At 69.7% G+C, this 26573-nt stretch carries 22 protein-coding genes; 4 read left to right on the top strand and 18 right to left on the bottom strand.

All coding sequences use genetic code 11. The annotated features are described in order from the left end of the window. Nucleotides 1-49: 49 nt before the first annotated feature. From ACFOGJ_RS17615 to ACFOGJ_RS17595, 5 genes are all read right to left on the bottom strand, one after another. Entirely contained in the window at nucleotides 50-901 is an 852-nt protein-coding gene (locus ACFOGJ_RS17615) for an ABC transporter permease (RefSeq protein WP_379902916.1), read from the bottom strand. Nucleotides 902-935: 34 nt separating this feature from the next. Beyond that, complete coding sequence (locus tag ACFOGJ_RS17610; RefSeq protein WP_379902913.1) at nucleotides 936-2015, bottom strand: extracellular solute-binding protein; 1080 nt, start codon at nucleotides 2013-2015, stop codon at nucleotides 936-938. Continuing rightward, entirely contained in the window at nucleotides 2012-3106 is a 1095-nt protein-coding gene (locus tag ACFOGJ_RS17605) for an ABC transporter ATP-binding protein (protein ID WP_379902911.1), read from the bottom strand. Before ACFOGJ_RS17605 ends, ACFOGJ_RS17610 begins: the two co-directional genes overlap by 4 nt. Before the next feature lie 2 nt (nucleotides 3107-3108). Continuing rightward, complete coding sequence (locus tag ACFOGJ_RS17600) at nucleotides 3109-3888, bottom strand: ABC transporter permease (RefSeq protein WP_379902909.1); 780 nt, start codon at nucleotides 3886-3888, stop codon at nucleotides 3109-3111. Between the two features lie 106 nt (nucleotides 3889-3994). Further along, nucleotides 3995-4657, bottom strand: a complete 663-nt coding sequence (locus tag ACFOGJ_RS17595; RefSeq protein ID WP_379902906.1) for a TIGR00725 family protein — start codon at nucleotides 4655-4657, stop codon at nucleotides 3995-3997. 75 nt (nucleotides 4658-4732) lie between these two features. Here ACFOGJ_RS17595 and ACFOGJ_RS17590 point away from each other — a divergent pair, with 75 nt between their 5' ends. After that, entirely contained in the window at nucleotides 4733-5578 is an 846-nt protein-coding gene (locus tag ACFOGJ_RS17590) for a DeoR/GlpR family DNA-binding transcription regulator (RefSeq protein WP_449288592.1), read from the top strand. A gap of 21 nt (nucleotides 5579-5599) precedes the next feature. On the opposite strand, the gene ACFOGJ_RS17585 is transcribed toward ACFOGJ_RS17590, so the two are convergent. From ACFOGJ_RS17585 to ACFOGJ_RS17560, 6 genes are all read right to left on the bottom strand, one after another. Then, the gene (locus ACFOGJ_RS17585) at nucleotides 5600-6409 is read right to left on the bottom strand and encodes an isocitrate lyase/PEP mutase family protein (RefSeq protein WP_379902899.1); all 810 of its coding nucleotides are present in this window, start codon (nucleotides 6407-6409) and stop codon (nucleotides 5600-5602) included. A 74-nt stretch (nucleotides 6410-6483) separates the two neighbouring features. Then, nucleotides 6484-7575 carry an alkane 1-monooxygenase gene (locus tag ACFOGJ_RS17580; protein WP_379902896.1) on the bottom strand — a complete coding sequence of 364 codons (1092 nt, stop codon included), beginning with the start codon at nucleotides 7573-7575 and terminating at the stop codon, nucleotides 6484-6486. A 10-nt stretch (nucleotides 7576-7585) separates the two neighbouring features. Beyond that, complete coding sequence (locus ACFOGJ_RS17575) at nucleotides 7586-8083, bottom strand: YtoQ family protein (RefSeq protein ID WP_379902894.1); 498 nt, start codon at nucleotides 8081-8083, stop codon at nucleotides 7586-7588. Nucleotides 8084-8153: 70 nt separating this feature from the next. Further along, a complete protein-coding gene (locus ACFOGJ_RS17570; RefSeq protein WP_379902891.1) occupies nucleotides 8154-8708 on the bottom strand; it encodes a hypothetical protein in 555 nt (184 codons plus the stop codon). 74 nt (nucleotides 8709-8782) lie between these two features. Next, nucleotides 8783-10384: a GMC family oxidoreductase gene (locus tag ACFOGJ_RS17565; RefSeq protein ID WP_379902889.1), complete on the bottom strand. Its 1602-nt coding sequence runs from the start codon at nucleotides 10382-10384 to the stop codon at nucleotides 8783-8785. 37 nt (nucleotides 10385-10421) lie between these two features. Next, complete coding sequence (locus ACFOGJ_RS17560; RefSeq protein ID WP_379902887.1) at nucleotides 10422-10967, bottom strand: sugar dehydrogenase complex small subunit; 546 nt, start codon at nucleotides 10965-10967, stop codon at nucleotides 10422-10424. Nucleotides 10968-11226: 259 nt separating this feature from the next. Between ACFOGJ_RS17560 and ACFOGJ_RS17555 the strand changes: the two genes are divergently transcribed. Then, the gene (locus ACFOGJ_RS17555) at nucleotides 11227-11757 is read left to right on the top strand and encodes an anthrone oxygenase family protein (RefSeq protein ID WP_379902884.1); all 531 of its coding nucleotides are present in this window, start codon (nucleotides 11227-11229) and stop codon (nucleotides 11755-11757) included. On the opposite strand, the gene ACFOGJ_RS17550 is transcribed toward ACFOGJ_RS17555, so the two are convergent. Both ACFOGJ_RS17550 and ACFOGJ_RS17545 read right to left on the bottom strand, forming a co-directional pair. Next, entirely contained in the window at nucleotides 11733-14210 is a 2478-nt protein-coding gene (locus ACFOGJ_RS17550; protein WP_379902881.1) for an MASE1 domain-containing protein, read from the bottom strand. The genes ACFOGJ_RS17555 and ACFOGJ_RS17550 overlap by 25 nt on opposite strands. Nucleotides 14211-14615: 405 nt before the next feature. Then, complete coding sequence (locus tag ACFOGJ_RS17545; RefSeq protein ID WP_379902878.1) at nucleotides 14616-15029, bottom strand: hypothetical protein; 414 nt, start codon at nucleotides 15027-15029, stop codon at nucleotides 14616-14618. 362 nt (nucleotides 15030-15391) lie between these two features. Between ACFOGJ_RS17545 and ACFOGJ_RS17540 the strand changes: the two genes are divergently transcribed. Then, the gene (locus tag ACFOGJ_RS17540; RefSeq protein ID WP_379902876.1) at nucleotides 15392-17062 is read left to right on the top strand and encodes a methyl-accepting chemotaxis protein; all 1671 of its coding nucleotides are present in this window, start codon (nucleotides 15392-15394) and stop codon (nucleotides 17060-17062) included. Between the two features lie 35 nt (nucleotides 17063-17097). Here ACFOGJ_RS17540 and ACFOGJ_RS17535 read toward each other — a convergent pair whose 3' ends face one another. From ACFOGJ_RS17535 to ACFOGJ_RS17515, 5 genes are all read right to left on the bottom strand, one after another. After that, nucleotides 17098-18549 carry an amidase gene (locus ACFOGJ_RS17535; RefSeq protein ID WP_379902874.1) on the bottom strand — a complete coding sequence of 484 codons (1452 nt, stop codon included), beginning with the start codon at nucleotides 18547-18549 and terminating at the stop codon, nucleotides 17098-17100. A gap of 106 nt (nucleotides 18550-18655) precedes the next feature. Then, a complete protein-coding gene (locus ACFOGJ_RS17530; protein WP_379902872.1) occupies nucleotides 18656-20110 on the bottom strand; it encodes an amidase in 1455 nt (484 codons plus the stop codon). Nucleotides 20111-20271: 161 nt separating this feature from the next. Continuing rightward, a complete protein-coding gene (locus ACFOGJ_RS17525) occupies nucleotides 20272-21270 on the bottom strand; it encodes a GGDEF domain-containing protein (protein ID WP_379902870.1) in 999 nt (332 codons plus the stop codon). Further along, complete coding sequence (locus tag ACFOGJ_RS17520; RefSeq protein ID WP_379902867.1) at nucleotides 21224-21655, bottom strand: response regulator; 432 nt, start codon at nucleotides 21653-21655, stop codon at nucleotides 21224-21226. The genes ACFOGJ_RS17525 and ACFOGJ_RS17520 overlap by 47 nt, the downstream gene beginning before the upstream one ends. Before the next feature lie 47 nt (nucleotides 21656-21702). Then, nucleotides 21703-24051, bottom strand: a complete 2349-nt coding sequence (locus ACFOGJ_RS17515; RefSeq protein ID WP_379902865.1) for a PAS domain-containing sensor histidine kinase — start codon at nucleotides 24049-24051, stop codon at nucleotides 21703-21705. A gap of 407 nt (nucleotides 24052-24458) precedes the next feature. Here ACFOGJ_RS17515 and ACFOGJ_RS17510 point away from each other — a divergent pair, with 407 nt between their 5' ends. Next, nucleotides 24459-26438: a sensor histidine kinase gene (locus ACFOGJ_RS17510; RefSeq protein ID WP_379902862.1), complete on the top strand. Its 1980-nt coding sequence runs from the start codon at nucleotides 24459-24461 to the stop codon at nucleotides 26436-26438. Nucleotides 26439-26573 lie beyond the last annotated feature (135 nt).

Genomic DNA, 26573 nt, shown 5'->3' with positions numbered 1-26573 from the left:
TCCGCCGCGCAGCCGCCGCAGTCTAGCGGATAACGCGGCCGCGTGGCAGTCACGCCCCCCGGCGGGCGGAGAGCGGCGTCCGGCGCAGGGTCGCCACCTCCGCCAGCGCGATGACGGCACAGCAGATTCCCATCAGCACGACCGACAGGGCGGCGGCGGCGGGGAAGTCGGAGCCGGTCTCCGAGATCCGCGAATACAGCACCAGCGGCAGGATGTTCACCTGCGTGCCGACCAGGGCCAGCGCGGTGCCGTAGGCGCCGATCGCCACCGCCGCGGTCAGGCCGAAGGCGGCGACCAGGCTGGGCAGGATCTGTGGCAGCAGGATGTCGGCCAGCGCCCGCAGGCGCCCCGCCCCCAGGGTCCGGGCGGCGGCCAGCTGGCCCTGGTCGAAGTTCAGCAGTGCCGGCAGCACCACCAGCACCACCCGCGGGATCAGGTAATAAGCATAGGCCGTGCCCAGGCCCAGCGGCGAATAGATGAAGCCGCCGACCACGGCCGGGTCGGCGCCCAGTTCCGCCAGCGACAGGGTGACGAAGCCCGCCCGGCCGAACACCAGAATGAAGCCATAGGCCACGATCAGCCCGGAGAAGGTCAGCGGCAGCGAGATCACGAACAGCATGGCGGTGCGCCGCGCCGGCGCCAGCCGCGCCAGATGCATCGCCACCGCGGTGCCGACGATCAGGGAGGCGAGCGGCGCGGTGATTCCCAGCACCAGGGTGCCGCGCAGGCCGCGCCAGAAAACCGGGTCGGCGAACAGCCGGCCGAAGGCACTGCCGCCATCGGCCGCCGCCTCCACGGCGACGGTCGACAGCGGCAGGGCGAAGAACAGGAGGGCGATGACGATGCCCGGCAGGGCCATGCCCAGCCGGATTCCGGCGGGTGTCATCCCCGGAGCAGCCATGGCCACGCCCTCCCCCTTCGACCTGGCCGGATCGCTATTGGCCCAGCACCTGCTTCGCCCAGGCGGCGTCGATCTCCGGCTTCGCGGCCTTCGCCTTGGCGACGTCCAGCGGCTGGATCTGCGGCGCGTTCGGCAGCTTCTCCTGCACCTCCGCCGGCAGGGCGATACCCGGCACCGATGGCCGTACGAAGCCCTCGGCAAAGGTGGTCTGCCCGGTATCGGTCATGATGTAGTTCAGCCACAGCTTGCCGGCATTCGGGTTCGGCCCGCCTTCCACCAGGCTGATCGCATAGGGCGCGGCGGCAGAGGCCTCCTGCGGGATCACCACGGCGACATCGTCGCCCATGCCGTCTGTATACTTCGCCTTCAGCCCGTCATTCTCGTAGCCGATCCAGATCGGGATCTCGCCCTTGACGAACTGCGCATAGGGTGTGGTGCCGACGACCCGCAGGACGTTGCCCGACTTGTGCAGCTTCTCCAGATAGTCGATGCCCGGCGCGACCTTGTCCATGTCGCCGCCATTGGCGAAGGCGGCGGCGAAGGTCACCACCTGGCCCTGGCCGGTGGAGCGCGGGTCCAGGTAGACGATGCTGTTCTTGTAGTCGGGCTTCAGCAGGTCGGCGAAGCTCTGCGGCACGTCCTTCACCAGCTTGGTGTTCACCAGGAAGGCGACGTTCAGGCTGTGGATGGTGAACCACTTGCCCTCCGGGTGGCGGAACGGCTCCGGCAGCTTGTCGAAATTGACCGGCTGGAAGGCGGCGGTCAGCCCCTTGTCGGTGGCGTCCAGGGCGGAGCCGGCAAAGTAATAGGCGGTGTCCGCCTGCGGCCGGTTGCGCGACTTGTCCAGCGCCACCACGGTCGCGCCGGAACCCAGGTCGTTATAGACGATCTCCACCTCCGGATAACGCTGCTTGAAGCGCTTGAACTGGCTGCCCCAGTTCGCCCAGGTCGGGCCGGTGTCGAAGGAGACGACGAGGCCTTCCTCGGCCGCGGCGTCGTAGAGCGCCTGTTCGCCCGGATAGAGCTCCGGGCCCTCCAGGCTGGCGGCGGAAACTGGGGCGGCAAGCGGCGCTGAGATCAGCGCGGCGGCCGCCAGGGCAAGCAGACGGTTCATGTCGGTGGTCTCCCCTCGGTGGACGCTTCCGCGGCGGGCGGAAGCAGCCGGATCGCCTCCGGCGGGATCGCGACCGCGTCCGGCGTGTCGCGATGGCGGCTCTCGACCCGCAGCAACCCGCCGGCGACCCGGAAGTCGTAGCGGCGCACGGCGCCGAGGAAACGGTCCTCGCCCAGTGTCCCGGGCAGCAGGTTCGGATGGCCCGTGGCCCCGGTGGCGGCCGGCTCCACCCGTTCCGGGCGGACAAGCACGGTGACAGCGGCGCCGTCGGCCAAGACCAGGCCGGGTGCGGCGATGCCGGCATGGCGCAGGGCGCCCAGCGGCGTCTCCACCACGCCACCGTCGCGCAGCACGCCGTCAATGAAATTGGCCTGGCCGACGAAGCCGGCGACGAAGCGGCTGCAGGGCCGGTCGTAGATCGCCTGCGGCGGGCCGACCTGCTCCAGCCGGCCGTCGCGCAGCACCGCGACCCGGTCGGCGATCGACAGCGCCTCCTCCTGGTCGTGGGTGACGTGGATGGTGGCGATCCCCGCCTCGCGCTGGACCCGCCGGATCTCGTCGCGCATCGCCACCCGCAGGCCGGCGTCCAGTGCCGACAGCGGCTCGTCCAGCAAGAGCGCCCGCGGCTCGAACACCAGGGCGCGGGCCAGCGCCACCCGCTGCTGCTGCCCGCCGGACAGGCTGGCCGGCGCCCGCCCGCCCATGCCCGCCAGACCGACCCGGGCCAGCATGGCGTCGGCGGCGGCCAGGCGTTCGGCGCGGCCGATGCCGCGCACCTTCAGCGGATAGGCGGTGTTCTGCGCCACGCTCATATGCGGGAAAAGGGCGTAGTTCTGGAACACCATGCCCAGCCGGCGGCGCTCCGGCGCCAGTCCGGCAACGTCCTGCCCGTCAACCAGGATCTGCCCGGCATGGGGGTCGAAGAAGCCCGCGAGCAGCTTCAGCAGGGTGCTCTTGCCGGAGCCGGACGGCCCGATCAGTGCCAGCAGTTCGCCATCGTCCACCGCGAGGTCGATATCGGCGACCCCGGCGGCCTGACCATCCTGCCCGGCGGCATAGCGGAAGCCGACCTGGCGGAAATCGATCCCCACTGTCAGGCCCCCGCCCGGCTGGCGCGGGCGGTCAGCGCGCCGGCCACCGCCGCCAGCATCGCCAGGCCCAGCAGCACCACGGTGGCCGCGCAGGCGAAGCCGGTGGCGCCATAGAAGGCCTGCAGCAGGACCACCGGATAGGGCCGGTTCAGGAAGCCGGCGACCAGGTTCGACAGCTGGAACTCGCCGATCGAGATCGCGGCGACGGTGATCAGCCCGGCCAGCAGGCTGTGCCGCAGCCCCGGCAGGACGATGTCGCGGAAGCGCTGCCAGAAGCCGGCACCCAGGGTCGCCGCCGCCCGCTCCATCTCGTCCAGTCGCAGCGCGGTCATGTCGGCCAGCAGCACGTTCAGCAGGTAGGGCAGGGTCAGCACGACATGGCCCATCACCAGCAGCCAGGTGCTGCCCAGGAACGGCAGGGTGTCGCTGGAGAAAACCAGGATGAAGCCGAAGGCCAGGACCAGTTCCGGCACCGCGATCGGCATCAGGGAGACCAGGCGCGCCGCGAAGCGCACCCCGGCGCGGGCTGCACCGTGGATGACATAGGCCAGCGGCACGCCCACCAGGGCATTCACCAGGCAGGTCGCGGCGACCACCAGCAGGCTGGTCTCGAAGGCGCGGACGAAGCTCGGGTCGGCGGCCAGCTGGGCATACCAGTCGGTGGTGAAGCCGCTGGGCAGCAGGGTGTTGCTCCAGCTCGCGCCGAACGATCCCACCACCAGCAGCAGGATCGGGGCGGCGAGATACAGAAGGTAGGCGCCGGTGACCAGACGCAGGGTCATGCGATGTTTCCACCCTGACGGAGGCCGTTGGAAGTTTCGAAAACCTCCATATCAGACTCTCGTGATCGTTTTATGACATACCTCTCCGGGCTGCACCCGGCTTTGGTCAAGCTCCCGTCCCGGGCGTCCCGGCCGAACCGTCCAGCGCGAACAGGCGCCGGGCGACCGCATCCAGGGCCTCCTCGACACTGTCGCAGCGCCGGGCGCCGGCGACCTCCGGCGCATTCTCCAGCGCCACGACCAGGCGCCCGAAATGCAGACCGAAGGCCATCTCCGACAGGGTGCCGTACTCGCCGCCGATCGCCACCAGGGCGAAGGCGGCGCGCGCGATCACCGCATTCCGGGCCGGTCCCAGGCCGGTCGCCAGGGGGATCGCCACGAAATCGTTGGCGGTCTGCCATTCATCGTCCGGCAGGATGCCGATCGGCTGGCCGCCGGCGGCCAGGCAGCCGCGACTCGCCGCCTCCATCACCCCGCCCCTCCCGCCGGTGATCAGCGGCAGCCGCAGGCGCCCGATCGCCGCCCCCAGCTCCTCCGCCACCGCGCGGTGGCGGTCGGTCGCCGCCTTCGGCCCGATCACCGCGACCGGCACCCGGCGCGCGTCGGAACGCGCGAACAGCCAGCCCATCGCCGCCGCGGGCGCGATCGGCGCCGCCGCACCCGGCAGGACCGCCGCGTCGCGCCAGGTCAGCCGCCAGGGGTCGAAGGGCAGGCAGGTTTCGGGACCGGTGCGCAACAGCAGGTCGCGGTCCGGGCAGAGGCTCAGCATGCGTCACTCGAACGGGTTCGGTTGGCGAAAAGCCGGCGGCAGACAGGCGGACGGGGTCGCATCCACGACCCCGCCATGGAAGGATTGCCCGGCAGCGCCAGCGATGTAAATTATCTTACACAGCCATCCGGGATTGTCATGGGCGGAACTGAGGATATCGAGGCGGATCTGAACCCGCGGCAGCTCGCGATCCTGGAGACGGTGCGCGGCAGCGGCTATGCGACGATCGAGGCACTGGCGGAGGCCTATGGCGTCTCCGCCCAGACGGTGCGCCGCGACGTGATCCGCCTGGACGAGGCCGGGCTGCTGCAGCGCTTCCACGGCGGCGCCGGCCTGCCGGAGGACGGCGTGCGCCTCAGCTACCGCCAGAAGCGCGGCATCGCGGTGGCGGCGAAGGCACGGATCGGCGCGGCGGCGGCGGCGCTGGTCCCGGACGGCGCCTCGGTCTACCTGGATGTCGGCACCACCGCGGAAGCCGTGGCCGCGGCGCTGCTGCCGCGGCGGCTGACCGCCATCTACACCAACTCCATGGGCGCGGCGACGATCCTGGCGGCGGCGCAGCGCACGGAGACCTACCTGACCGGCGGACAGGTGCGGGGCGCCGACGGTTCCCTGGTCGGCGCCGCAGCCACGGCGATGCTGGCCGCGATGGCGGTCGACATCGCCGTAATCGGCTGCTCCGGCTTCGCGCCCGACGGCGCGCCCACCGACTTCGACCCTCAGAAGGTGGCGGTGAAGCAGGCGGCCCTGGCCCATGCCCGCAAGGCGGTGCTGGTCGCCGATGCGGCAAAGTTCGGCCGCGACGCGGTGCTGCGGATCGCCCCGCCTGCCCGCTTCGCGGCCCTGGTCACCGACACGGCGCCACCGTCGGCGCTGGCCAAGGCCCTGGCGGCGGCCGGCACCGCCGTCATGCTGGGTTGACCGACACCAGCGCGCGACAGCTCAGCTTTCCGCGCCCTGCACTGGAAACAGCGCATTGGTGGCGGGATAGGCCAGCGCCCCGTCGAACAGATGTTCGCTGTCGCCGCGCAGCATGGCCGCCGCCAGATGGCGGGCATGCCCCCACGCCGCCTGGACAATGGCGCCGCCGGCACTGAGACGGCGCACCCCGAGTTCCGCCAGGGTTGCCAGCGGCGGCAGGCCGGGCCGCGCCATCACGTTCACCGGCAGCTCAGTGCCGCCGGCGACGGCCGCGATCCCGGCAGCGTCCGTGCGCCCGGGTACGAACAGGCCGTCGCATCCCGCCGACCTGTAGCGCCTGGCCCGGTCGAGGGCCTCCTCGACTTCGCGGCCGGCGGCGAGTCCGCGCAGCCAGATGTCGGTCCGGGCATTGATGAACAGGGCGATGCCTGCCGCCGTTGCCGCCTGCCGGGCCGCCTCGATCTTGGCACAGGCCAGGTCGGGATCCGCGGTGCCGTCCTCCAGGTTGATGCCCACCACGCCGGCATCCAGGAAGCGCGCGACCTTGTCCCGCACAAGAGCCGGATCGTCGGCATAGCCGCCCTCGATATCGGCGCTGACCGGCAGATCGACCACCCGCCGGATGTTCCGCAGCACCTGCAGATAGAGATCAAGCGGCACCCGGTCGCCGTCGCGGCAGCCCAGCGACCAGGCGATGCCGGAACTGGTGGTGGCGATCGCACGCGCGCCGGCATCGGCGAACAGCCGGGCGGTGCCGGCATCCCATGCGTTGGGGAGGACCAGAACTTCCGGTCCCTGGTGCAGCTGCCTGAACAGATCGGCGTCGGACATGGCTCCCTCCGGTTTCCTGCGCAGCCGCATCCAAGCGCTATCTGCGGCGCAGGACACGCGGAGTTCGGACTCCATCAACCATCAAGTCGCGCCGCCGCCAGTCGCGGCGCCATGATGCGGAACCAGAGCGGCGGGTTCATCGCCAGCATCACAGAGCCGGAATAGCCGGTCGGCAGCTGCGGCAGGTCGGCGCTGTTGTAGAGCGCGGGATAGGGCCGTGCCGCCTCCATGTGATGGGCGGAATGCAGGCCGAGGTTGAACAGCACGACATTGGTCGCCGACTGCCCGGCATTCCAGGAATGCGCGGCCGAAAGCTTCTCGTAGCGCCGGCCTTCCGGGTCGAGCGGCTTCCGGCGGAGGCCATAATGCTCGACATAGTTCACCGTCTCCAGCAGCCAGACCGCGATCAGCGCCTGTGCCAGCAGCACCGCCAGGCCGGCCCAGCCGAAGACCAGCAGCACGCCGATATCCAGCACGGCCTGCAGCGCCAGATAGTGCAGCATGCGGTTGCCGGCACCGTAGGCATTGCGGCCGCGGCGGCGCATGCGGTCGGCCTCTATCCGCCAGGCGGAGCGGTACTGGCCGACGATGCTGCGGGGGAAGAAGGCATAGACGCTTTCCCCCTCCCGCGCGGTGGCCGGGTCCTTCGGCGTGCCGACATTGGGATGGTGGTTGTGCACATGCTCGATGCGGAAATGCGGGATATGCGCGATCAGCAGCAGCGCGATCCCGACCGCGCGCTGCCAGCCCTCCCGCCGGTGCACCAGTTCATGCGCGGCTGTGATGCCGAAGCTGCCGGCCGTGGAGCCCATCAGCGCCACGATGCCGATCCACTCCAGCACGGTTGCCGGCGCCGCCGACAGGGTCAGGCGCCAGAGGCCGAAGCCCAGGATCGCCACCTGCAGCGGCAGGACCGCGAGCAGCACCGCCGTGAAGGTCCAGTGTTCCGCGACCGGTGCCGGGTCGCGGGCCGGAAAGCGGTTGCCCAGCACTACCTCCAACGCGACATGGCCGAGGAAGAGCCAGCCCAGCACGATCAGCGGCCAGAAGCTGCCGGCGGCGATCGCCGCCAGCGACAGCAGGGCCAGCGCCGCCGTATAGGCATGCGGCAGCGCCGACGATGTCCTCGCAGATGCGGGGGCGCCGGTGGCAAGGCTCTCGGCCATCTTTCGTCCCTCAGTTCGGCACGGCGGCGAGGCGGCCGGCGGTACGGCCCGGCATCTCGCCGCGAATCACGTAGGCCAGGGCCTGCACCACCTGATCGGGATCGCGGGCCACGGCATTGGCGGCGGCATCGACCTCCTTCAGGGCATGGTCGTGCTCCGGCGGGTGCAGGATCACCAGCGGCTTGCCCAGCGCCGCGGCAAAGCCGGCATCGAAGGCGGCGTTCCACTGCTTGTACTTCTCGCCGAAGCGCACGACGACCAGGTCGGCATCCTCGATCAGCCGGCGGGTGCGGATGGCATTGAGCTGCGCGCCCTTGCGGTCGTGCCAGAACTTGTCCGGCTCCGCGCCGAAGATCGCCACCCCGCAATCGTCGGAATCCGCATGTTCGGTGACCGGCGCGTCGAGATGCACCGGCAGGCCCGCGGCGGCGACGCCGTCGGCGATCCGCTCCCGCCAGTCGGAATGGATCTCGCCCGACAGATAGACCTTCCAGACACGTTCGGTCATGGCTCTTCCTCCCTTCGGTTGCAGCGGGATTGCAGCATGCCCGCCGCCGGCTGGCCAGTCCGGGGCCGGCTCAGGAGCAGGCGCTGTTGTCCAGGGTCTCCGCCCGGCCGGCGCCGTCGAACAGCCCCTCGCCCTCCGCCCGGTGCGGGCCGGCAGCGAAGCGGGCGAAAAGGCTCGCGCCCGCGAACTCTCCCGGCTCGATCACCGCATTCGCATAGCCGCCGCCCAGATTGTCCAGGTCGATGGTCAGGATGTAGCGGGCGCCGGCGGCGAAGCCTTCGAACGCCAGCAGCAATGCGGTATCGCCATCGGCGACCGGGCTGGCGCCGACGAGCCGCACCGTGCCCCCGTCGGGACTCCCGAGCGGCCGCAACGGGTCCGGCATGCTGGTCCCGGCACCGCCTTCGGTCGGATCGAAATAGAGGCCGCCGACCGCCCCGCGCAGGTCGATCTGCAGGCTCTCGATCTCCCAGCCCGGCGGGCTGCGGTTGACGATCTCGAAGCTGTCCGGCGCGCCTTCCGTGAACAGCACCTCCGCGCGCGGGCCGCAGGCCAGGGCCTGGCCCGCCGTGGCGGCGGCCAGCAGCAAAGCCAGGACAGGTATCGCGATCGGACAGGTCCGCATGGCGCCCTCCTGACGCCATGATACGTGCGGACCGCATCACCGGAAACCGCAGCTGCCGCCGGCCCGCCACCGGCTCAGCCCTGCTCCCGGGCGATCGTGTCGGCGCTGAGCAGGGCCAGCGCGCCGATCGTCAGGGTCGGGTTGACGCAGGCCGATGAGGGAAAGACCGCCGAACCGGCGACGAACAGGTTCGGATGATCGTGGCTCCGGCAGTCGGCATCGACCACGGAGTCGCGCGGGTCCGCCCCCATGATGCAGGTCCCCATAATATGCGAACTGCCGGTAAAGCCGTCGCGGTGCCGGATCTCGGTGCCGCCGAGGAGGCGGGCGATGCGGTCGTAGGTATCGCGGGTATGGCGGGCGCTTTCACGGACATAATCCTCTATCCTGTAGTGGATCTCCGGCCGCGGGATGCCGATCGCGTCGCGGTGCGCGGCGCTGGGCAGGATCCGGTTCGCCGGGTCGGGCAGCTGTTCGTGGAAACAGGAGATGCTGACCTTCCGGGCGACCCGGTCCCGGATCTCGCGGTCGAGATCCGGCCCCATGCGGCCGTCGGCGATCAGCGCCTCGGTAACCCCCTGATAGTCGGCAACGTTCCCCAGGTGGATCTTCTTTGCTGCATGACGGGCGCGGAAATCGCCGTCCCGGAAGTTGACGACCGAGGTCATCTCCTGCGGGCCGCGGCCGGGAAAGACCGGCCGGTCCCACAGGAAGGAGACGGCGATCGCCGGATGGTCCATCAGGTTGCGCCCGACCATGCCCGACCGGTTCGCCAGCCCCTGCGGCAGCCGCTCGGAGGCGGAGAGCAGCATCAGCTTCGGCGTCTCGATGCCATGCGCGGCCAGCACCACGACGTTCGCGGTGACTTTGTGGCTGCTGCCGTCCGGCGCCTTGTAGCGCACGCCGGTGACCCGGTGGCCGTCGGCATCGGTCAGCACTTCGTGCACCACGGCGTCCGCCACCAGCTGCGCGCCCACCGCCTCGGCCTTGTCGACATGCACCTCGGCGGCGTATTGCGCGCCGATCGGACAGATCGGCATGCAGTTGTTGTTGCCGCAGCAGGGCGGGCGGTCGTCGAAGATGTCGTTGTTGCGGGCCACCGGCTCGGTCACCACGCGGAAGCCGTTGCCGTTCAGCCGGTCGGCGAACTGCCGGTCCATGTAGCTCAGCGGCAGGGCCTTCTGCGGAAAGGGCGCCGAGCGCGGCGAGCCCAGATCCTCGGCCTTCGGATCGGGACCGGCCACGCCCATCGCCAGTTCCGCGCGCTGGTACCAGGGCTCCAGCTCGTCGTAGGAGATCGCCCAGTCCCGGCCGACACCGTGGGTGGAGCGCAGGCGGAAGTCCGACGGCAGCAGGCGCCATGTCGCCGCCGCCCAGTGCCAGGTGGTGCCGCCCACGCCGCGGATATACTGGGTGCCGTAGGGGTCGGGTCCCTTCTCGATGATGTAGTCTGAGCTGCCGCCCGCCTCCGGCGCATGGGCGGTGCCGGGATAGGGCGCCATGTAGTCGTCCTTGTCGGGCGCGGCCTGGTAGCGCTCCAGCAGGTCGTAGCGGTCCAGGCGCGGGCCCGCCTCCAGGATCGTCACCTTCCGCCCCGCCTTCGCCAGGCGCCAGGCGATCAGGCTGCCGGCAACGCCGGAGCCGACGACCAGGATATCGGTTGCCATGTCGGTCATGATCTCGTCTCCCCTGCAGGGATGGGTTCGGCTGCGGTCAGAGCGGCAGGTCGTCGAGTTCCGGCGGCGCGGCCCAGAAATGCGGCGCGCCGCCGCAGAACGAACGCAACGGAATGAAGTCGGCCGTCACCGCCGCCATCAGGGCGGTGTCGTAGCCGACCAGCCGCTCCTGCCCGCCGGGCATCGCCACCAGGCCGACATACCAGCCGCGCAGCAGGGCGCGGGCTGCGACCGCCTCGCCTGCCGCGGCGGCGGCCACCGCCTCCGGCGCGGCGCCCGCCGCGCGTACTGCGGTGTGGAGATTTGCAAGGGCGCCGCCATGGCCGGCCCCGCGAAGGGCCTCCAGCAGGGCCGCGCCGTGATCCTCGTCCAGATCGTCATGACCGGTCAGGCGCTGCGACAGGGCCAGGAAGGCAGGCAGGTCGACGGTCCCGCCGGTCAGCGCGTCCAGCTGGGCTGCCTGTGCGCCCTCCGTGCCGCCCAGGAACAGGGCGGCGCCCAGCGCGAAGCTGCCCGCCAGCAGCGTGCGACGGTCGATGCCGGCTCCTGCCGATGGGGTCGCGGGGTGGTTCTCGTTGCGCATCTTTGCACCTCCTGTTCCGAGGCCGCCGGTATGGCGGCTCTGGTCCGGCAGTCTGCTTCTGCCTTGGCTCCTTCCGGGGCTGCCGCGCTGCCGCCGTCCCGAGCGGTGCGGACCTTCGTCGCGAAAAATGGCCCGGCGATGACGGCATCGGGACGATTTGATGCCCGGCCCGGCTGCCTCTCCGCGCATGCGCGGGTGCATTGACAGCGCCGGCGGGCGGGCGCATCCCTGCCGCCCGCCCTTTTCGGAGAGACCCGAGATGTCGGCCCTCGCCCGGCTCCTGCAGCTGCTGTCCATCGTCCTGTTCGCCCTCGCGGCCGGCTTCTTCTATGCCTATTCCTGCAGCGTGCTCTGGGGGCTGGACGATGCCCCTCCGGTCGCCGCGATCGAGGCGATGCAGGGCATCAACCGCGCGGTCCGCAACCCGCTCTTCGCGCTGTCCTTCTTCGGGGCCCTGCCAGCGGCCGCGCTCGCCTGCCTGACCTTCCGGCCGTGGAGATTGCAGGCGGCGGGGCTGCTGTCGTTCGGCGCGGTGATCGCCTGGCTCGCCGCCTTCGCGACGACGGTGGCGATCCACGTCCCGATGAACCAGGCGCTGGCGGTCGTCGATGCCACCGCCCTCGGCGACCCGACGCAGGTCTGGCGCGACTTCTCCACACCCTGGCTGTTCTGGAACCACCTGCGGGCCGGCGCCAGTACACTGGCCCTGCTGCTGATGGTGCTGGCGGTCACGGCGGCGGCCCGCCGCGGCGGCACCGAAGCGGTTCACCCCGGTGCCGCGGAATCCTGACCCGCCGCCGCGTCACCGGCGAGCGCGTCGCGGACGAAACGGCGCAGCTGGTCGCGCCGGAACGGCTTCTCGAGCAGTTCGACTCCGGGATCGAGGCGGCCGTGATGCACGACACCGTTCGCGGTATAGCCGGACATGTAGAGCACCTTCAGGTCCGGCCGCTCCGCCTGCAGCGCAGCGGCAACGTCGGGCCCGCTCATGCCGCCCTCCAGGATGACGTCGCTCAGCAGCAGATCGATCCGCGCCTCGACGGCGGCCAGGGCAAGCGCGGCGGCACCATCGCCTGCGGCAATGACCCGGTGCCCCTCCGCCTCCAGGATTTCGATCGCCAGCTGACGCACGTCGGGATCGTCCTCGACCACCAGCACATGCCTGCGGGCCGTCGAAGACCCGTCGTCCACTGACGTCGCCGGATCCTCCGCCACACGGCCGGGCGCCGGTTCCTGCCGATGGCTGCGCGGCAGATAGACCTTCACCGTGGTGCCATGACCGGGCTCGCTGTAGATCGCGACATGGCCGCCCGACTGCCGTACGAAGCCCTGCACCATCGACATGCCCAGACCGGTGCCGCGGCCGGCCTCCTTGGTGGTGAAGAAGGGCTCGAAGACGCGGGCGCGCACCTCCTCGGGCATCCCCTCGCCCGTATCGGAGACGGCGATCATCGCGTACTGGCCCGGCGCCACGGCCTCCGCCAGGCTGCCCGCATAACCCTGGTCGAGACGGACATTCGCGGTCTCGATGGTCAGCCTGCCGCCGCCAGGCATGGCGTCGCGCGCGTTGATCGCCAGGTTCAGCAGTGCGCTCTCCACCTGCGCCGGATCGACCTCGCTCCGCCACAGACCGGCGGCGGTCACCATCTCGATCTGCACCTGGCTGCCCAGAGTGCGGCTCAGCAATGGCAGCATGCCGCGCACCACCTCGTTCAGGTCGACCAACTGCGGCCGCAGGGCCTGGCGCCGCGAAAAGGCCAGAAGGCTGCGGGTCAGGGCCTCGCCGCGCTCCGCCGCCCGGAACGCGGCAACCACATGGCGGGCCATGGCGCTGTCCGGCGGCAGCTGCTCCTGCACCAGTTCCAGATTGCCGATGATCACCGCCAGCAGGTTGTTGAAGTCATGTGCGACGCCGCCGGTGAGCTGGCCGACCGCCTCCATCTTCTGGGCCTGGACAAGCTGTTCCTGTGCGCGCCGGGTCGCGGTGACATCGGTGACGAAGACCCCGATCGCCACCACCCGCCCCGCGTCGTCGGTCATCGGAAAGCGCAGCACCTCGATCCGGCGCGGTCCGCCCTCGGTCTGCGGCAGGTCATGCTCGCTGGCGAAAGGCTGCCGGTCGTGCACGACACGGCGCAGGTTCCGGGCGATCCGCTCGGCCACCTCGGCCGGGAAATAGTCGGCAGCTCTCGTCCCGGTCACTTCCCCTCCGTCGGGGCGGTACCACTCCACATAGCGCCTGTTGGTGGAGATCACCCGGCCATCGGTATCCAGTACGGCGATCGCCACCGGCGCATGATCGAGCATCGCGGTCCAGCGGGCCTCTCCCAACGCACGGGCGCGGTCGGCCTCCCGCCAGTCGCGCAGCGCCAGGGCAACGGTGAGCGAGGCGCCGATCGCCATGAAGGAGAGGAAAGCCTGGAGGTAGTGCAGCCGCTCCGCCACCGCGCCGGAGTCCGCCGAACCGACGCCAAGGCCACTCATCGTCTGCGTGATGGCCACAGCGGCAAGCAGCAGGTTGCACAGGGCCGCCTCGAGCGGACCGAACCGGATCGCCGCCCACAGCAGCACCGGCATGGCAAGGAAGCTGAACGACCAGTCCAGCCAGGTCAGGATCGCCGCCGGCACGGCAAGGGTCGCCAGGATCAATGCCAGGAGTTCGGCGGTGCGGGCTGCGCCCATTGCGGCGGGCCGCCAATGTCGCGGCCAGACCTTTTCGCCGGATACCCAGAGGAGGATCAGCGGGCTGACAAGCACGACGGCCGTGAAATCGCCCGACCACCAGTTCACGACGGTGACCTGGAACGGCAGCCCTTCGCCGATGGCGAGCACCAGTGCACCGATCAGCGCACTCGGCATCGGCGCCAGGATCGCACCCGCGCCGATCAGCACGGCGAAGTCGCGCAGCCCCGCCAGGCGGAACGGGCGGCCGCAGGCCTGCTGCGCCAGCCAGGCGCCGGTGGCGGCCGCCACGGTATCGGCCGCGAACATGCCGATGGCGGTCGACAGGCCGTAGCCGCCGATCAGGAAGGCCGCCAGGCCGGCCGGTGCCGCCGCGGCGATCCACCAGGGCCAGCGCACCGGACGCACCAGCAGCAGGGCGGCGAGGTAGAGGCCGGCCGGCGGCCAGACAGGCGGCAGGTCGCCGGTGCGCCAGTACAGCGCGACATAGGCCATCGCGCCGAGGAAATAGGCGGTACCAAAGACCGCGAGTTGCAGCGGGAGGCGGAGAGAGAGCGGCATCTTCCTCTGCCCCGACACCATCAGTCCCGGATCCGGTGGCGGGCCCGTCCGTAGCCGGCATACCCCGGGTCGTACCGGCCGTGGCGCCATGGCTTGCCGCCGGGGGGCAGGGAGGCAAACCACCGGTCGGGGATGGACGGCCGGGACAGCCCTGCCGCCCGCCTGCATTGCCCATGCGCCGCCTGTACAAGCTCCACCGTGATCCCCCAGCCCAGCTGACACCGCCCTAAATGTGCCGGCCTATCCCTCCTTGCCGACCGACAAAGCGCTCCCGACTCTATCGTGTTTCGGTCCGGCCCTGCCAACATGGACGGCCAGCAAGGCGTTCTGCGAAAGGCCAGCGTGGGCGCCCAGGGCACCGGCGCCGCGGTGGGGGCGTTCAGGCTGCAGCCGGCCCTGCGGTTCTCAATACTGCGTGATCTCGCAGGGCATGTTGGGACGAACAATCATCACTGCATGAGCGCGGCGCTTGGTCGCGACCGATGCCCGGCAGGTATAGGTGAATGAATCCCCGGCGCCAGAAGCCTCGCCATAGGCGTAGTAAGCATCGCAGGATCCGCTGAAATTGGTCTGCTTGCTACCGCGCGCGGGCACCGAGATCCCCGCGATCCTGCGATTGCTGTCGGAATGGCAGCGCATCTCCAATAGCGCATTGCCAGGCGTGGAATTCATGATCGCGAGTTCCCCCCGCAGATCGGCCTGTTCCTCGGCGGCGGCGGGGAGCGCCGTCGCCACGACCAACAGGATGCCGGGGGCGAGCCGGCGCAGCCAGGCGGGGCTGCGGGAGCGCGCAACTGGCGACGGCGATGGACGGAACATTGCTCGGGCCTCCGGTTTCGGTCCATTGCGACCACGGGGTCCGGAATGCCCCACGACTGCGGCGCGTCTGTGACACGGCGGGGTCCTTTCCGTGACGAGCCGGCCCGTTCCTCTGCACCCCGGTGACGAGTAGGGGAGCAGAACGTCGGCTTCGCCGGGGCGGGCGACTGCTGCCCACAGGCAACAATTGGCCTTGACATAATTACAATTTTTGTCAAATGGCAACGAACCGATAACCCTTAGCGATCATATTCACCGGGGTCGGCCCCCTTTCGCTGTCGCCCCCCTGTGCTGTGCCCGTGGTTCGCGTTGCGCGATGCGCGGAAGGAGGAGGCCAGTCCGAACTCAACCAGGAAGAGACGATGAAGACGATCCGCGCGAAACTGATGACGGCACTCGGCATTCTTGGAGTGGTCTTGCTGGGCATTGCCGGCAGCGGCTGGTTCGCACTGGACGCAGCCGACAGCCGGCTGGCGCAGATATACCAGGACCGGGTCGTGCCGCTGCGGGACCTGAAGCTCGTCGCGGATCATTATGCGGTCAACATCGTCGACACCGCGCACAAGGTCCGCTCCGGCAGCATCGACTGGCAGCGCGGACTTCAATCCCTCGGCGAAGCGCAGGCCGGGATCGGTTCCGCCTGGTCGGCCTATGCCGGCACCCGCATGGTGCCGCAGGAGGCCAGCCTCGCCACCGAGGTGGCGGATCGGATGCGCACGGCCGACATTCTGGTGGAACGCCTCCGGGGCATCTTCCAGGCACAGGACATGGCGTCGCTGGAGGGTTTTGTCTCGCGCGAACTGTATCCCGGGATCGACCCGCTGAGCGAGGCGATCTCTGGCCTCATCGAGATCCAGCTGGAAGTCGCAGCCGCCCGGTATGCGGAAAACCGGGAGGCGGTCACCCAATCCCAGATCATCATGGCCGTGTTGATTTTGTCCGGCCTGGCGGCGATGGCCTTTTCGCTGCACACGGTTCTGATCGGCATCTCGCGGCCGCTCAGCGCGGTGACGGCGGCGATGGGCCGGCTCGCGGAAGGCGACCTCGAAGTGCCGATCAGTGGAGCCGAGCGCGCCAACGAGATCGGCGCGATCGCCCGCGCCGTCCAGGTCTTCAAGGACGGCTTGGTGGAGAACCGCCGCCTGGTCGCGGCGCAGTCCGCCGAGCAGGCCGAGAAGGCGCGACGCGCAGCCGCGATCGATGCCCTGATCGCCGACTTCGACAGCAACGCATCGGCAGCGCTCGACGCGCTGGGAACCGCCGCGGGGCATCTGAACCAGACCGCAGGCCAGATGAGCAAGATAGCGCAGACCGCCAACCTCGAGGCGACTACCGCCTCCAGCGCCGCGGAGCAGACCAGCGCCAATGTCCAGACCGTCGCGGCAGCCAGTGAGGAGATGGCTGCCAGCATCCGCGAAATCGCCCGCCAGGTGGCCCAGTCCAATGCCATCGCCGACCAGGCGGCGGGCGAGGTCACCGCCACCGACTCCATCGTCGGCGAGATGTCCGAGGCAACGGCACGGATCACCACCATCGTGCAGCTGATCCAGGACATCGCCGCGCAGACCAACCTGCTGGCACTGAACGCGACGATCGAGGCGGCGCGGGCGGGCGAGGCCGGCAAGGGCTTCGCCGTCGTCGCCTCCGAGGTGAAGGGGCTGGCGGACCAGACGGCCCGCGCCACCGACGATATCGGCCATCAGATCGCGGCGGTTCAGGCGGTTTCCGGCCGCGTGGTCGAGGCGATCAAGTCGATAGGCGCCACGATCATGCAGATGCACGGCATCGCGGCCTCGATCGCCGCCGCGATGGAACAGCAGTCGGCCAGCACCGAGGAAATCAGTCGCAACGTCACCGAAGCCGCCACCGGCACGCAGGGCGTCTCCGACAGTATCAGCCGCGTCCTCGGCGCCGCCCTTGAAGCCGGCGAGGCCGCCCGCGCGGTCCTGGACTCCTCGACCACCATGTCGACCCACTCGGAAGCCCTGCAGTCCAGGGTCTCGACCTTCCTCTCTGGAATCCGCGCGGCCTGACCCCGTCCCGACGAAAGCGTCGGGCCCGTCCGCCGCTAGTAGCCTGGCGGCGGGCGGAAACCGCCCACCACCTGGCCGATCGCGCGGGCGAACTCGATGCACATGCGGTCGCCATATTCCGGGCCGACCGCCTGCAGCCCGACCGGCAGGCCGCCTGCGGACAGGCCGGCCGGGAAGACAGTCGCCGGCAGGTAGGCCATGCCGAAGATGCCGGCCCAGAACACCTGCATCCAGTAGGAACGGCTCTGCCCGTCGACCTCCATGCTGCGGGTGACCATCTCTCCCTCCTGCTGGTGGGGGAAGGCCGGGGTCGGGCAGATCGGCGCCAGAAGGATGTCGACATCGCGGAAGAATTCCGCCCAGTGGGCGCGGAAGCGCGCGCGCTTCTCGTTGTGGGCCGCCCAGTCGCGGAAGCGGCAGGTGGAGCCGCGCAGGATCCCCGCCATCTCGGAGCTGTCGGACGGGTCCAGGCCGGCGGCGGCCTGGACCATGCCGTTATAGGGCTCGTCGGGCTGCAGCGCGTTCAGCGCCGCGAACAGCAGGAAACGGTAGGTGTCCCAGGCCTCCTCGACGTCGAAGGGCGGGCGTTCGATCTCCCGCACCTCGGTGCCGGCCTGGCGCAGCGCCTGGACGACATGCTCGATCCGGGCAGCCACGTCGCGGCCGACCGGCATCTTCGGATCGTCGCGCCAGACCGCCACCTTCATCTCGGGCAGGGATTTTGTCCGCGGCGCGGGCAGGTCGACCTTCAGGCCGGCCGCATCCAGCGGGTTGGGTCCCGACAGCAGGTCCAGCGCCAGGGCCAGGTCGTCGGGATGGCGTGCCAGCGGCCCGATCACGCCGATATCGACCGGGTTCATCAGGGGGAACAGCTCATGCCCGTTCTGCGGCAGCGCGTTCCAGGTCGGCTTGTGGCCGTAGATGCCGCAAAAATGCGCCGGGTTGCGGATCGAGCCGCCGATATCGCTGCCCAGCTCCAGGGCCGTCATGCCGGCGGCCAGCGCCGCCGCCGAACCGCCGGAGGAACCGCCCGGCGCGCGGGACGGGTCCCAGGGATTGTTCGTCGTGCCGTAGATCGCGTTGTAGCTCTGCAGGTCCGACAGCAGCAGCGGCACATTGGTCTTGCCGAAGATCACCGCGCCGGCCTCCAGCAGCCGGTCGACGGCATAGGCATTGCCGGCCGCTTCATTGCCCTTCATCTCCGGCACGCCCCAGGTGGTCGGCAGGCCGGCGATGTTGAAGGCCTCCTTCACCGTCATCGGCAGGCCGTGCAGCGGCCCCCAGAGTTCGCCGCGGGCGAGTGCCGCGTCGGCTTCCTTCGCCCGCGCACGCGCCCGGTCGAAGTCGCGCACCACGACGGCGTTCAGGGCGCCGTCATGCTTCTCCACCCGGGCGAGGTAGTGCTCCAGCAGTTCGACGGCGCCGATCTCCTTGCGCCGGATCGCCGCCGCCAGGTCGGTCGCGGCGCGGAAAGCCAGGTCGGACATGTTCGTTCCCCCGTTCGGCAGCGCCGGAAGCGCCGCGGCGGCGGCAGTCTAGCCACCGCCGCCCGCCCTTGCGAAGAGGGATCGTTGCCCGGCCGGCCCGCGCTCCCTACTCGTAGCCCGGCGGGGGCTGGAAGCCGCCGATCACCTGGCCGACCAGGCGGGCGAATTCCATGCAGGTCAGGTCGCCATATTCCGGCCCGACCGCCTGGATGCCGACCGGCAAGCCCTCTCCCGTCAGGCCGGCCGGGAAGACGGTCGACGGCAGCAAGGAGACGCCGGTGATCCCGGCCCAGAAGATGTGCCGCCAGTAGGAGGCCGCATTGCCGTCAACATCCAACTTGCGTTCCGCCGGTTCCCCCTGCTGCTGATGCGGGAAGGCGGGAACCACGCAGATCGGCGCGAGCAGGATGTCGACGTCGCGGAAGAATTCCGCCCAATGCGCCCGCAGCCGGGCGCGCCGCTCGTTATAGGCCGCCCAGTCGCGGAAGCGGCAGGTGGAGCCGCGCAGCATGATCGCCCGGTCTGATATGTCGTCGGCGGCCAGGGCCTCGGCCTCCCGCACCATGGCGGCATGGCGCTCCGGCGGCTGCCGGGCGGCGAGAACGGCGAACAGCAGGAACTGGTAGATCTCCCAGGCCTCGTCCACGTCGAAAGGCGGACGCTCGATCTCCGTGACCTCCGCGCCGGCGCCGCGGACCGCCTGCACCACATGCTCCAGCCGTTCCGCCACGGCGCGGCCGACCGGCATGATCGGGTCGGTGCGCCAGACCGCGACCCTCATCTCCTTCAGGGCGCGGGCGCGCGGCGGCTTCAGGTCGACCTTCAGCCCGGGCGCGTCCAGCGGGTCGCGCGCGACGGTGAGCGAGACGGCGAGCTGCAGGTCTTCCGCGCTGCGCGCCAGCGGCCCGATGACGGAGATGTCGGTCGGGTTCAGCACGTCGACCAGGGCATGGCCCCGCGGCGACAGGATCCCCCAGGTCGGCTTGTGGCCGTAGACGCCGCAGAAATGCGCCGGGTTGCGGATCGAGCCGCCGATATCGCTGCCCATCTCCAGCCCGGTCAGGCCCGCCGCCAGAGCCGCGGCGCCGCCGCCGGAAGAGCCGCCGGGGCCGCGGGTCAGGTCCCAGGGATTGTTGGTGGTGCCGTAGATCGCGTTGTAGCTCTGCAGGTCCGACAGGAGGTAGGGCACGTTGGTCTTGCCGAAGATCACCGCGCCGGCATCCAGCAGGCGGTCGACCGCCAGCGCGTTGGCGCGTGCGGCATTGCTCTTCATCTCCGGCACGCCCCAGGTGGTCGGCAGGCCGGCGACGTTGTAGCTCTCCTTCACCGTCATCGGCAGGCCGTGCAGCGGGCCCCAGTCCTCGCCGCGGGCCAGCGCCGCATCGGCGGCCTCCGCCCGCTCCCGCGCCCGGTCGAAATCCCGAACGACGACGGCGTTCAGCGCCGGGTCGTGGCGATCCACCCGGGCGATGTAGTGGTCGAGCAGTTCAAGCGCGCCGATCTCCTTGCGGCGGATGGCGCCGGCAAGGTCGGTTGCGGAGCGGAAGGCCGTTTCGGACATTCTTGTTCCCCCTCTGGCTGCCGGCGGCGGCCGGCCGCCAGAGCGTATCGGCAGCGACCCGTCCGGCGGCGCGGCAGCGGCACCGGCCGCGGCGGGCGAAGTCTAGCCGCCCGCCCGCAAGGTGGCGAGGCGCCGGGGCGAGATGGCTGTCCGCGTCATGGTCAGTCGGCGATGAAGACCCGGTTGCGGCCGGCCTGCTTGGCGGCATAGAGCGCCGAATCCGCCAGCGACATGGCCCGGTCGATCGCCCCCGGTTCGGTATCGACCGCGGCGACCCCGCCGGAGACGGTCAGGGCCAGTTCGGTGTCCAGGTGGCGGATCGCCTCCTCCTCCGTCGCCTGGCGCAGCCGCTCGCCGACCGCGCGGCCCCCGTCCAGGTCGCAATTGGGCAGCAGGGCGGCGAATTCCTCGCCGCCGATGCGGCCCATGATGTCGTTGGGGCGCAGCACCCGCCGCATCAGCTGGCCGAAGGCCTGCAGCGCATAATCGCCGGCGGAATGGCCGAAGGTGTCGTTGATCCGCTTGAAATGATCGAGGTCGATCAGCAGGAAACAGTTCACCGTACCGCCGAAGCGCGCCCGCTGGCGCATCCGCTCGCACAGCTCGATGAAATGGCGGCGGTTGGCGAGCCCGGTCAGGTAGTCGGTATTGGCCAGCAGTTCCACCTGCTGACGCGCCGTCTCCAGCTCCTCGTTGGTGCGCTCCAGCTGCCGCACCACCCGCCACTGCTTCAGGCTGTAGCGCAGGGAGCGTTCCAGCAGCGCCGGCGACAGGGTGTTCTTGTCAAGGAAGTCGGCGGCGCCCAGCCGCATGCTCTCCAGGTCGATGGCGCGGCTGCCCTGGCCGGTGAGCACGACGATCGGCCGGTCGAGGCCGGTCAGCCGGGCCTTGTCCACGATGTCCAGGCCGCTATGCCCGCCCAGCCGATGGTCGACCAGGAAGATGTCGGCGGCGTTGCCGCGCAGCGCCTCTCCGCCCTGCACCTCGTCGCCGTACCAGTGCACCCGGTAGCGGCCCGGCGACACCTCGTCCAGATAGTCCTGGTAGAGTTCGGCATCGTAGCCGTCCTCGTCGATCAGGCCGACCCGGACGACATCGACGGCCGCGGCCTCGTTAAGCGCCCGGGAGGCTGACCGTTCCGAACCAGTAGCGATCGACATTCTCAAGGATCCTGACGAGCTCGCCGAACGAGCCCGGTTTCTGGATGAAGGAATTGGCACCAAGTTCGTAGCAGCGCCGGACATCGCGATCGGTCCAGGCCGTCGTCATCATGACGACGGGCAGGCCCTTCAGCTCCGGATGCCGTCGGATCGACACCAGCGCTTCCCAGCCGTTCATGCGCGGCATGTTGACGTCCAGCAGGACGATCGCCGGTCGCGGCGCGGCAGCGGGTGGCGCATAGGCGCCGCCTCTTGTCAGGTAGTCAACGAGCTCCTGGCCATCGGCAACGAAGCGCAGGTCGTGGCTCAGCCCGGCCTCGCCCATCGCCTCGCAGGCGAGGAGGCGGTCATCCTCGTCATCGTCGGCCATCAGGATCGTGGCCATCGGGCCTGTCTTCTCCTCCGCAACCGAGACGGGCATCCCCGGCCCCTTCACGCTCCGGGCCCTCTCAGGCCGATGGCTGCCGGCCGCTCCCGCGGCAGGGTGATGCGGAATCTGGCGCCCTCTCCGGGGCGTCCGTCGGCCGAAATGCTGCCATTGTGGCGGGAAACGATCTTTTGGCAAATCGCGAGCCCCATGCCGGTGCCTTCAAAGGCGCCATGGCCATGAAGGCGGACGAAGGGCTTGAAGATGCGCTCCGCATAGTCGCTTTCGAAGCCGATGCCGTTGTCCGACACGCTGAGGTACAGGTTCCGGTCGTCCTGCCGGGCAGCAATCCTTACCTCCACGGGCCGGTCCGCGGCACGGTATTTCAGCGCATTGCCGACAAGGTTTGCGAAGAGCTGTTCGAGTTGCGAGGCATCGCCCGCAACGGCGCAGAAATCGCCCTCGATCGTCACGGTGCCGCCGACGGCCTGGATCGCGTGATCCAGATCCGCCGCGACATGGTGAACGAGCGTGCTCATGTCGACATGGTCGAACAGGACTTCCCGCGACCCGGCGACCGACAGGGCCATCAGGTCCTGGATCAGGTCGCGCATCCGGTCGACTGCGGATTCGATCCGCTCCAGGTAGATCAGGTTTTCGGCACCGAGATCCGCGGCGGCCTTGCGCCGCAGCCGATCCGCGAAGGCGCGCACCTTGCGCAGCGGTTCCCGCAGGTCGTGGGAGGCGATATGCGCGAAATGCTCCAGCTCCTGGTTCTTCTCCTCGAGCTCGCGATAGGCCGCCTCCAGGTCGCGATGGGCCCGGTTGCGCTCGGTGACGTCGCGCATGACGGAGAAGATGCGCTCGAAACCGCCCTCTTCGCCCCGCTCCCCAACGGAGGACAGAAGGACCTCCATCACCGAACCGTCGGCGCGAAAGAGCTCCAGCGGAATCTCGTCGACGCGATCCCGCTCCAGCATCGTCGGGATGACCTCCTCGCGCGCACGCACCATGGCGCGCTCGGTCATGAAGTCGAAGGGCAGGCGCCCGATCACCTGGTCCCGCCGATAGCCCGTCGCCTTGAGCCAGTAGTCCGAGACGCCGATGATCCGGAAATCGGGACCCAGGGTGTAGAGCATGGCCGGGGTCCGGTCATAGCGCTCGCGCTCCAGCTCTTCCTGGGCAACGATTTCCCGATGCGCCCGGTCCAGGTCCCGGAAGGCCCGGTTGCGCTCGGTGACATCCACCATGACGGTGTTGGCGCGCCGTTCCCGGCCGTCATCGTCGTAGACCATGGTGGAGGAGAGGAGCACTTCCATCGGCGTGCCGTCCGCCTTCAGGAAGGTGTAGGGGATGTTCGTGATCTGCCCCTCGCGCCGGAAACGCGGGATCACCTCCTCGCGGGCATAGCGGGCCGAGGGCAGGTCCATGAAGTCCATCGAGGTCCGCCCGATGACCGCCTCCCGATCATAGCCCATGACCTTCAGCCAATGATCGGAGACCCGGACGATCGTGCGATCCGGGGCCACGGTGTAGAGCATTGCGGGCGTGCTGTCGTAAATCTCCTGGTTCAGGCGCTGGGCATCGTCCAGCCGCGCCACGGTGGCGGCCAGCGCCATGTTCGCGCGGTTCAGCTCCGTGATTTCGAGCGCGACCAGGTTGAACTCGATCACCTCGCCCGCGCCGTCCCGGATCGCGATCACCGAGATCAGGACGTCGACCTCCGCCCCCGCCTTCGTCAGAAGGGTATAGGGGACGTCATGCACCGCGCCGTCGCGCAGGGTCTGCGGCACCACCTGGTTGCGGCCGCGCGCGGCGGATTCTTCGGTCATGAACTCGCCGGACAGGTGACCCAGCATCTCGTCGCGACCATAACCCAGGCGCCGCAGCATGTAGTCCGACACCCGCTTGATCAGTCGGTCCGGGCCCAGCGTCAGCTTCATCACCGGGGTCCGGTCGAAGGTCTCCTGGTAGAGGCGTGCCTGTTCCTCCATCTGCTGCTGCGCCGCGACCTCGGTGGTGATGTCGAGGGCGGAACCGACAAGCCGGATGATACGCCCGCTGGCCGGATCCCGCATCGGCATCAGGGTGGTGCGCCACCACCGCAGGCCGGCCGGATGCTCGATGCATTCGCGATAGTCGATTGCGGCGTCGGCCGCGATGCACTGGCGATAGCGCTCGGTGACCGCCGCCGCCACATCCGACGGCAGGCATTCCTCCGGCTTCCGGCCGATGACATCGGCGCTGCGCATGCCGGTGAGATCCTCGTGCGTGCGATTCAGCCCGCCGAACCGGAACGTACCGTCGGGATCGATATCGACGATGAACATTGCCGCTGCGACGAGGTCGAGCAGTTCGCGGATCGCCTCCGACGGCGCGTCCGCCAGGGTCGGATGCAGAGGTGCATGTTCCATCACCTACCGCTAGCACTGCCAACGATATCGAGCCATCGTCCGAAAGGCGCGAAACCGCGCAAATATCTCGATTTTGGGATAAAATCGAAATGTATTGCGGATTGATATCGCCTACATTGGCGTGCGGTGATCCGGTGCCGGCATGCCTGGACATGTATGGGGGAAACCGCCGGATCGCGGGAGCGTCTTGTGCGGTCCGCGGCCTTTTGCGCCTGCCGCCCCGGCAGCCGGTTCGCGGCCGTCTGGAACACCGAAGCGATCGAGCGCCAGCAGGCGGCCGCGACGGTCCTCTGCCTGCAGCGATGCATGCCGCCTGCCGGTCGCGCGACAGGCGGCCTCACTGCCGGGGCGTTTCGCCCCGGCCCGGCGGGGGACGAAGCGGGACGATGGCTGGCGGACGACAGCATATGCCATCCAGGGCTGCCCTCCATGCCGGGTCCGCCCCCTATATCGGCGCCGGGGGCGGCGCGCTGCCCCCCTTCAATGACAGTCCCGACGACATCGTCCGCCGGCACAAGCGCAGCTTCATCTTCATCGGCACGACCTTCGTCGCCCTGCTGCTGGTCTCCATCGCGGCAAGCTGGGCCGGGATCGAGGTGGTCAATGCCACCCGCGCCTATGCCACCGGCGAAGGGCGCTATTCCAAGGCACAGAAGATCGCCGTCCTGAACCTCCACCGCTATGCGGAGAGCGGCAGCGCCGCCGACTATCGGGCCTTCCTGCAGGCGATCGACGTGCCGCGCGGCGACCGGGACGCACGCCTGCAGCTGGAGGCGGCGGTCCCCGATATCGCGGTGCTGCGCGACGGGCTGTTGCGGGGCCAGAACCACCCGGACGACCATTGGGGGCTGATCACCCTGTTCCGGCTGTTCGACTGGTGGGGACCGTTCGCGGCAGCGGTGGCGGACTGGCGAACCGGCGATGCCCTGGTGGCGGAGCTGCTTTCCGCGGGACAGGACCTGCATGCCCTGGTCCAGAGCGGCGCCGGCCACGGCGCGCGGATGGCGACCCTCACCCGGATCGACGAGATCGACCACCGGCTTACCCGGCTGGAGGACAATTTCTCCACCCGCATGGGGGAGGCCGCGCGGGCCGCCAAGAACCTGGTGGTCTTCGGCCTGGGCGGCACGACCTTCATCCTATGGGCGGTCGGCATGGCCTTCGCCACGCGGCTGCTCCGCCGGCAGCTCGCCGCGGACCGCCGACTGGCGCGCAGCGAACGCCGCTTCCGCGACTATGCCGATGTCGCATCCGACTGGTACTGGGAGACGGATGCCGGCCACAATATCCGCTTCCTGTCCGAGCGCTTCTTCGAGACCACGGAGTACGGGCCGTCGGATATCCTCGACCGTTCCGGCATCCGCTTCATGGAGGACCATGTCGCCGAGGGCCCTTCCGACGAGCGACTGGCGGCGTTTCGCGAACGGCGACCGTTCCGCGGCCTGCAGATCCGCCTCGCCCGCCCGGGCGGCGAGCCGGGCTTCTGGGCCCTGGCGGGCAAGCCCTGTTTCGACGCCGACGGCACCTTCCAGGGCTTTCGCGGCGTCGGCACGGATGTGACCGGCCAGATCATGGACAGTCGCTCCCTCCGCCTCGAGAAGGAGCGGGCGGAGATCGCCAACAGGGCGAAGTCGGAATTCCTGGCCAATATGAGCCACGAGCTGCGCACGCCGCTCAATGCCATCCTGGGCTTCGCCGAGGTGATCCGGGAGCAGATGTTCGGTTCAGGCGCCGCGCGCCGCTACGCCGACTATGCCGGCGACATCCATTCCTCCGGCAGCCACCTGCTGTCGATCATCGACGACATCCTCGACCTGTCGAAGATCGAGGCTGGCCACAGCGATCTGGAGGAGGCGGAAATCAGCCTGGCCGACCTGTTCGCCCGCACCCGCACATTGCTGGGCGACCGGGCGGAACGCGCCGGCCTGAACCTGGTGACGGAGATCGAGACGCCATCCCTGCGGCTGCGGGTCGACGAGCGGAAGTTCAAGCAGGCGCTGCTCAACCTGTTGACGAATGCCCTGAAGTTCACACCGAAGGGCGGCACCGTCGTCCTGTCTGTCCTGGACGATCCCGGTCGGGATTTCGGCATCAGCGTCCGCGACACCGGCATCGGCATCGCAGAGAAGGATTTCGACGTCATTCTGGCGCCTTTCGGACAGGTCGAATCCGCCTATCGCCGCCAGCATCCGGGCACCGGCCTGGGCCTGCCGCTGGCCAATGCCCTGATCGAGCAGCATGGCGGCCGGCTGACCCTGCAAAGCGCCGTCGGCATCGGCACGACGGTGACCCTCTGGCTGCCGCGATGGCGGATCCTGTCGGGCCGGTCGGCATCCAGGGACGACAACGGGCAGACAGGCCAGGTGATCGCCCTGCCCCGGCGCTGACCCGCCTGCCCGCTTCCTGCATCGGCATAGGGGGGCGATCCTTGCGGATCGCACCCCTGCCACACCACCCGGCATGCGGGTCCGCACCGGGCGGTTCGAGGGATTGAGGTCATGCGAGTCTGGGCATTCCCATCT

It is taken from the genome of Marinibaculum pumilum (assembly GCF_042646425.1).
Classification (GTDB): domain Bacteria; phylum Pseudomonadota; class Alphaproteobacteria; order Ferrovibrionales; family Ferrovibrionaceae; genus Marinibaculum; species Marinibaculum pumilum.
The sequence above is the reverse complement of the archived record's forward strand: the minus strand, read 5'-3'. Positions and strand labels throughout refer to the sequence as shown.

Excerpts from the sequence above, each read along its gene's own strand:
- ACFOGJ_RS17615 (WP_379902916.1), bottom strand. The coding sequence starts at position 901 with ATGGCTGCTCCGGGGATGACACCCGCCGGAATCCGGCTGGGCATGGCC.
- ACFOGJ_RS17610 (WP_379902913.1), bottom strand. The coding sequence starts at position 2,015 with ATGAACCGTCTGCTTGCCCTGGCGGCCGCCGCGCTGATCTCAGCGCCG.
- ACFOGJ_RS17600 (WP_379902909.1), bottom strand. The coding sequence starts at position 3,888 with ATGACCCTGCGTCTGGTCACCGGCGCCTACCTTCTGTATCTCGCCGCC.
- ACFOGJ_RS17595 (WP_379902906.1), bottom strand. The coding sequence starts at position 4,657 with ATGCTGAGCCTCTGCCCGGACCGCGACCTGCTGTTGCGCACCGGTCCC.
- ACFOGJ_RS17590 (WP_449288592.1), top strand. The coding sequence starts at position 4,733 with ATGGAAGGATTGCCCGGCAGCGCCAGCGATGTAAATTATCTTACACAG.
- ACFOGJ_RS17585 (WP_379902899.1), bottom strand. The coding sequence starts at position 6,409 with ATGTCCGACGCCGATCTGTTCAGGCAGCTGCACCAGGGACCGGAAGTT.
- ACFOGJ_RS17580 (WP_379902896.1), bottom strand. The coding sequence starts at position 7,575 with ATGGCCGAGAGCCTTGCCACCGGCGCCCCCGCATCTGCGAGGACATCG.
- ACFOGJ_RS17575 (WP_379902894.1), bottom strand. The coding sequence starts at position 8,083 with ATGACCGAACGTGTCTGGAAGGTCTATCTGTCGGGCGAGATCCATTCC.
- ACFOGJ_RS17570 (WP_379902891.1), bottom strand. The coding sequence starts at position 8,708 with ATGCGGACCTGTCCGATCGCGATACCTGTCCTGGCTTTGCTGCTGGCC.
- ACFOGJ_RS17565 (WP_379902889.1), bottom strand. The coding sequence starts at position 10,384 with ATGACCGACATGGCAACCGATATCCTGGTCGTCGGCTCCGGCGTTGCC.
- ACFOGJ_RS17560 (WP_379902887.1), bottom strand. The coding sequence starts at position 10,967 with ATGCGCAACGAGAACCACCCCGCGACCCCATCGGCAGGAGCCGGCATC.
- ACFOGJ_RS17555 (WP_379902884.1), top strand. The coding sequence starts at position 11,227 with ATGTCGGCCCTCGCCCGGCTCCTGCAGCTGCTGTCCATCGTCCTGTTC.
- ACFOGJ_RS17550 (WP_379902881.1), bottom strand. The coding sequence starts at position 14,210 with ATGCCGCTCTCTCTCCGCCTCCCGCTGCAACTCGCGGTCTTTGGTACC.
- ACFOGJ_RS17545 (WP_379902878.1), bottom strand. The coding sequence starts at position 15,029 with ATGTTCCGTCCATCGCCGTCGCCAGTTGCGCGCTCCCGCAGCCCCGCC.
- ACFOGJ_RS17540 (WP_379902876.1), top strand. The coding sequence starts at position 15,392 with ATGAAGACGATCCGCGCGAAACTGATGACGGCACTCGGCATTCTTGGA.
- ACFOGJ_RS17535 (WP_379902874.1), bottom strand. The coding sequence starts at position 18,549 with ATGTCCGACCTGGCTTTCCGCGCCGCGACCGACCTGGCGGCGGCGATC.
- ACFOGJ_RS17530 (WP_379902872.1), bottom strand. The coding sequence starts at position 20,110 with ATGTCCGAAACGGCCTTCCGCTCCGCAACCGACCTTGCCGGCGCCATC.
- ACFOGJ_RS17525 (WP_379902870.1), bottom strand. The coding sequence starts at position 21,270 with ATGTCGATCGCTACTGGTTCGGAACGGTCAGCCTCCCGGGCGCTTAAC.
- ACFOGJ_RS17520 (WP_379902867.1), bottom strand. The coding sequence starts at position 21,655 with ATGGCCACGATCCTGATGGCCGACGATGACGAGGATGACCGCCTCCTC.
- ACFOGJ_RS17515 (WP_379902865.1), bottom strand. The coding sequence starts at position 24,051 with ATGGAACATGCACCTCTGCATCCGACCCTGGCGGACGCGCCGTCGGAG.
- ACFOGJ_RS17510 (WP_379902862.1), top strand. The coding sequence starts at position 24,459 with ATGCCATCCAGGGCTGCCCTCCATGCCGGGTCCGCCCCCTATATCGGC.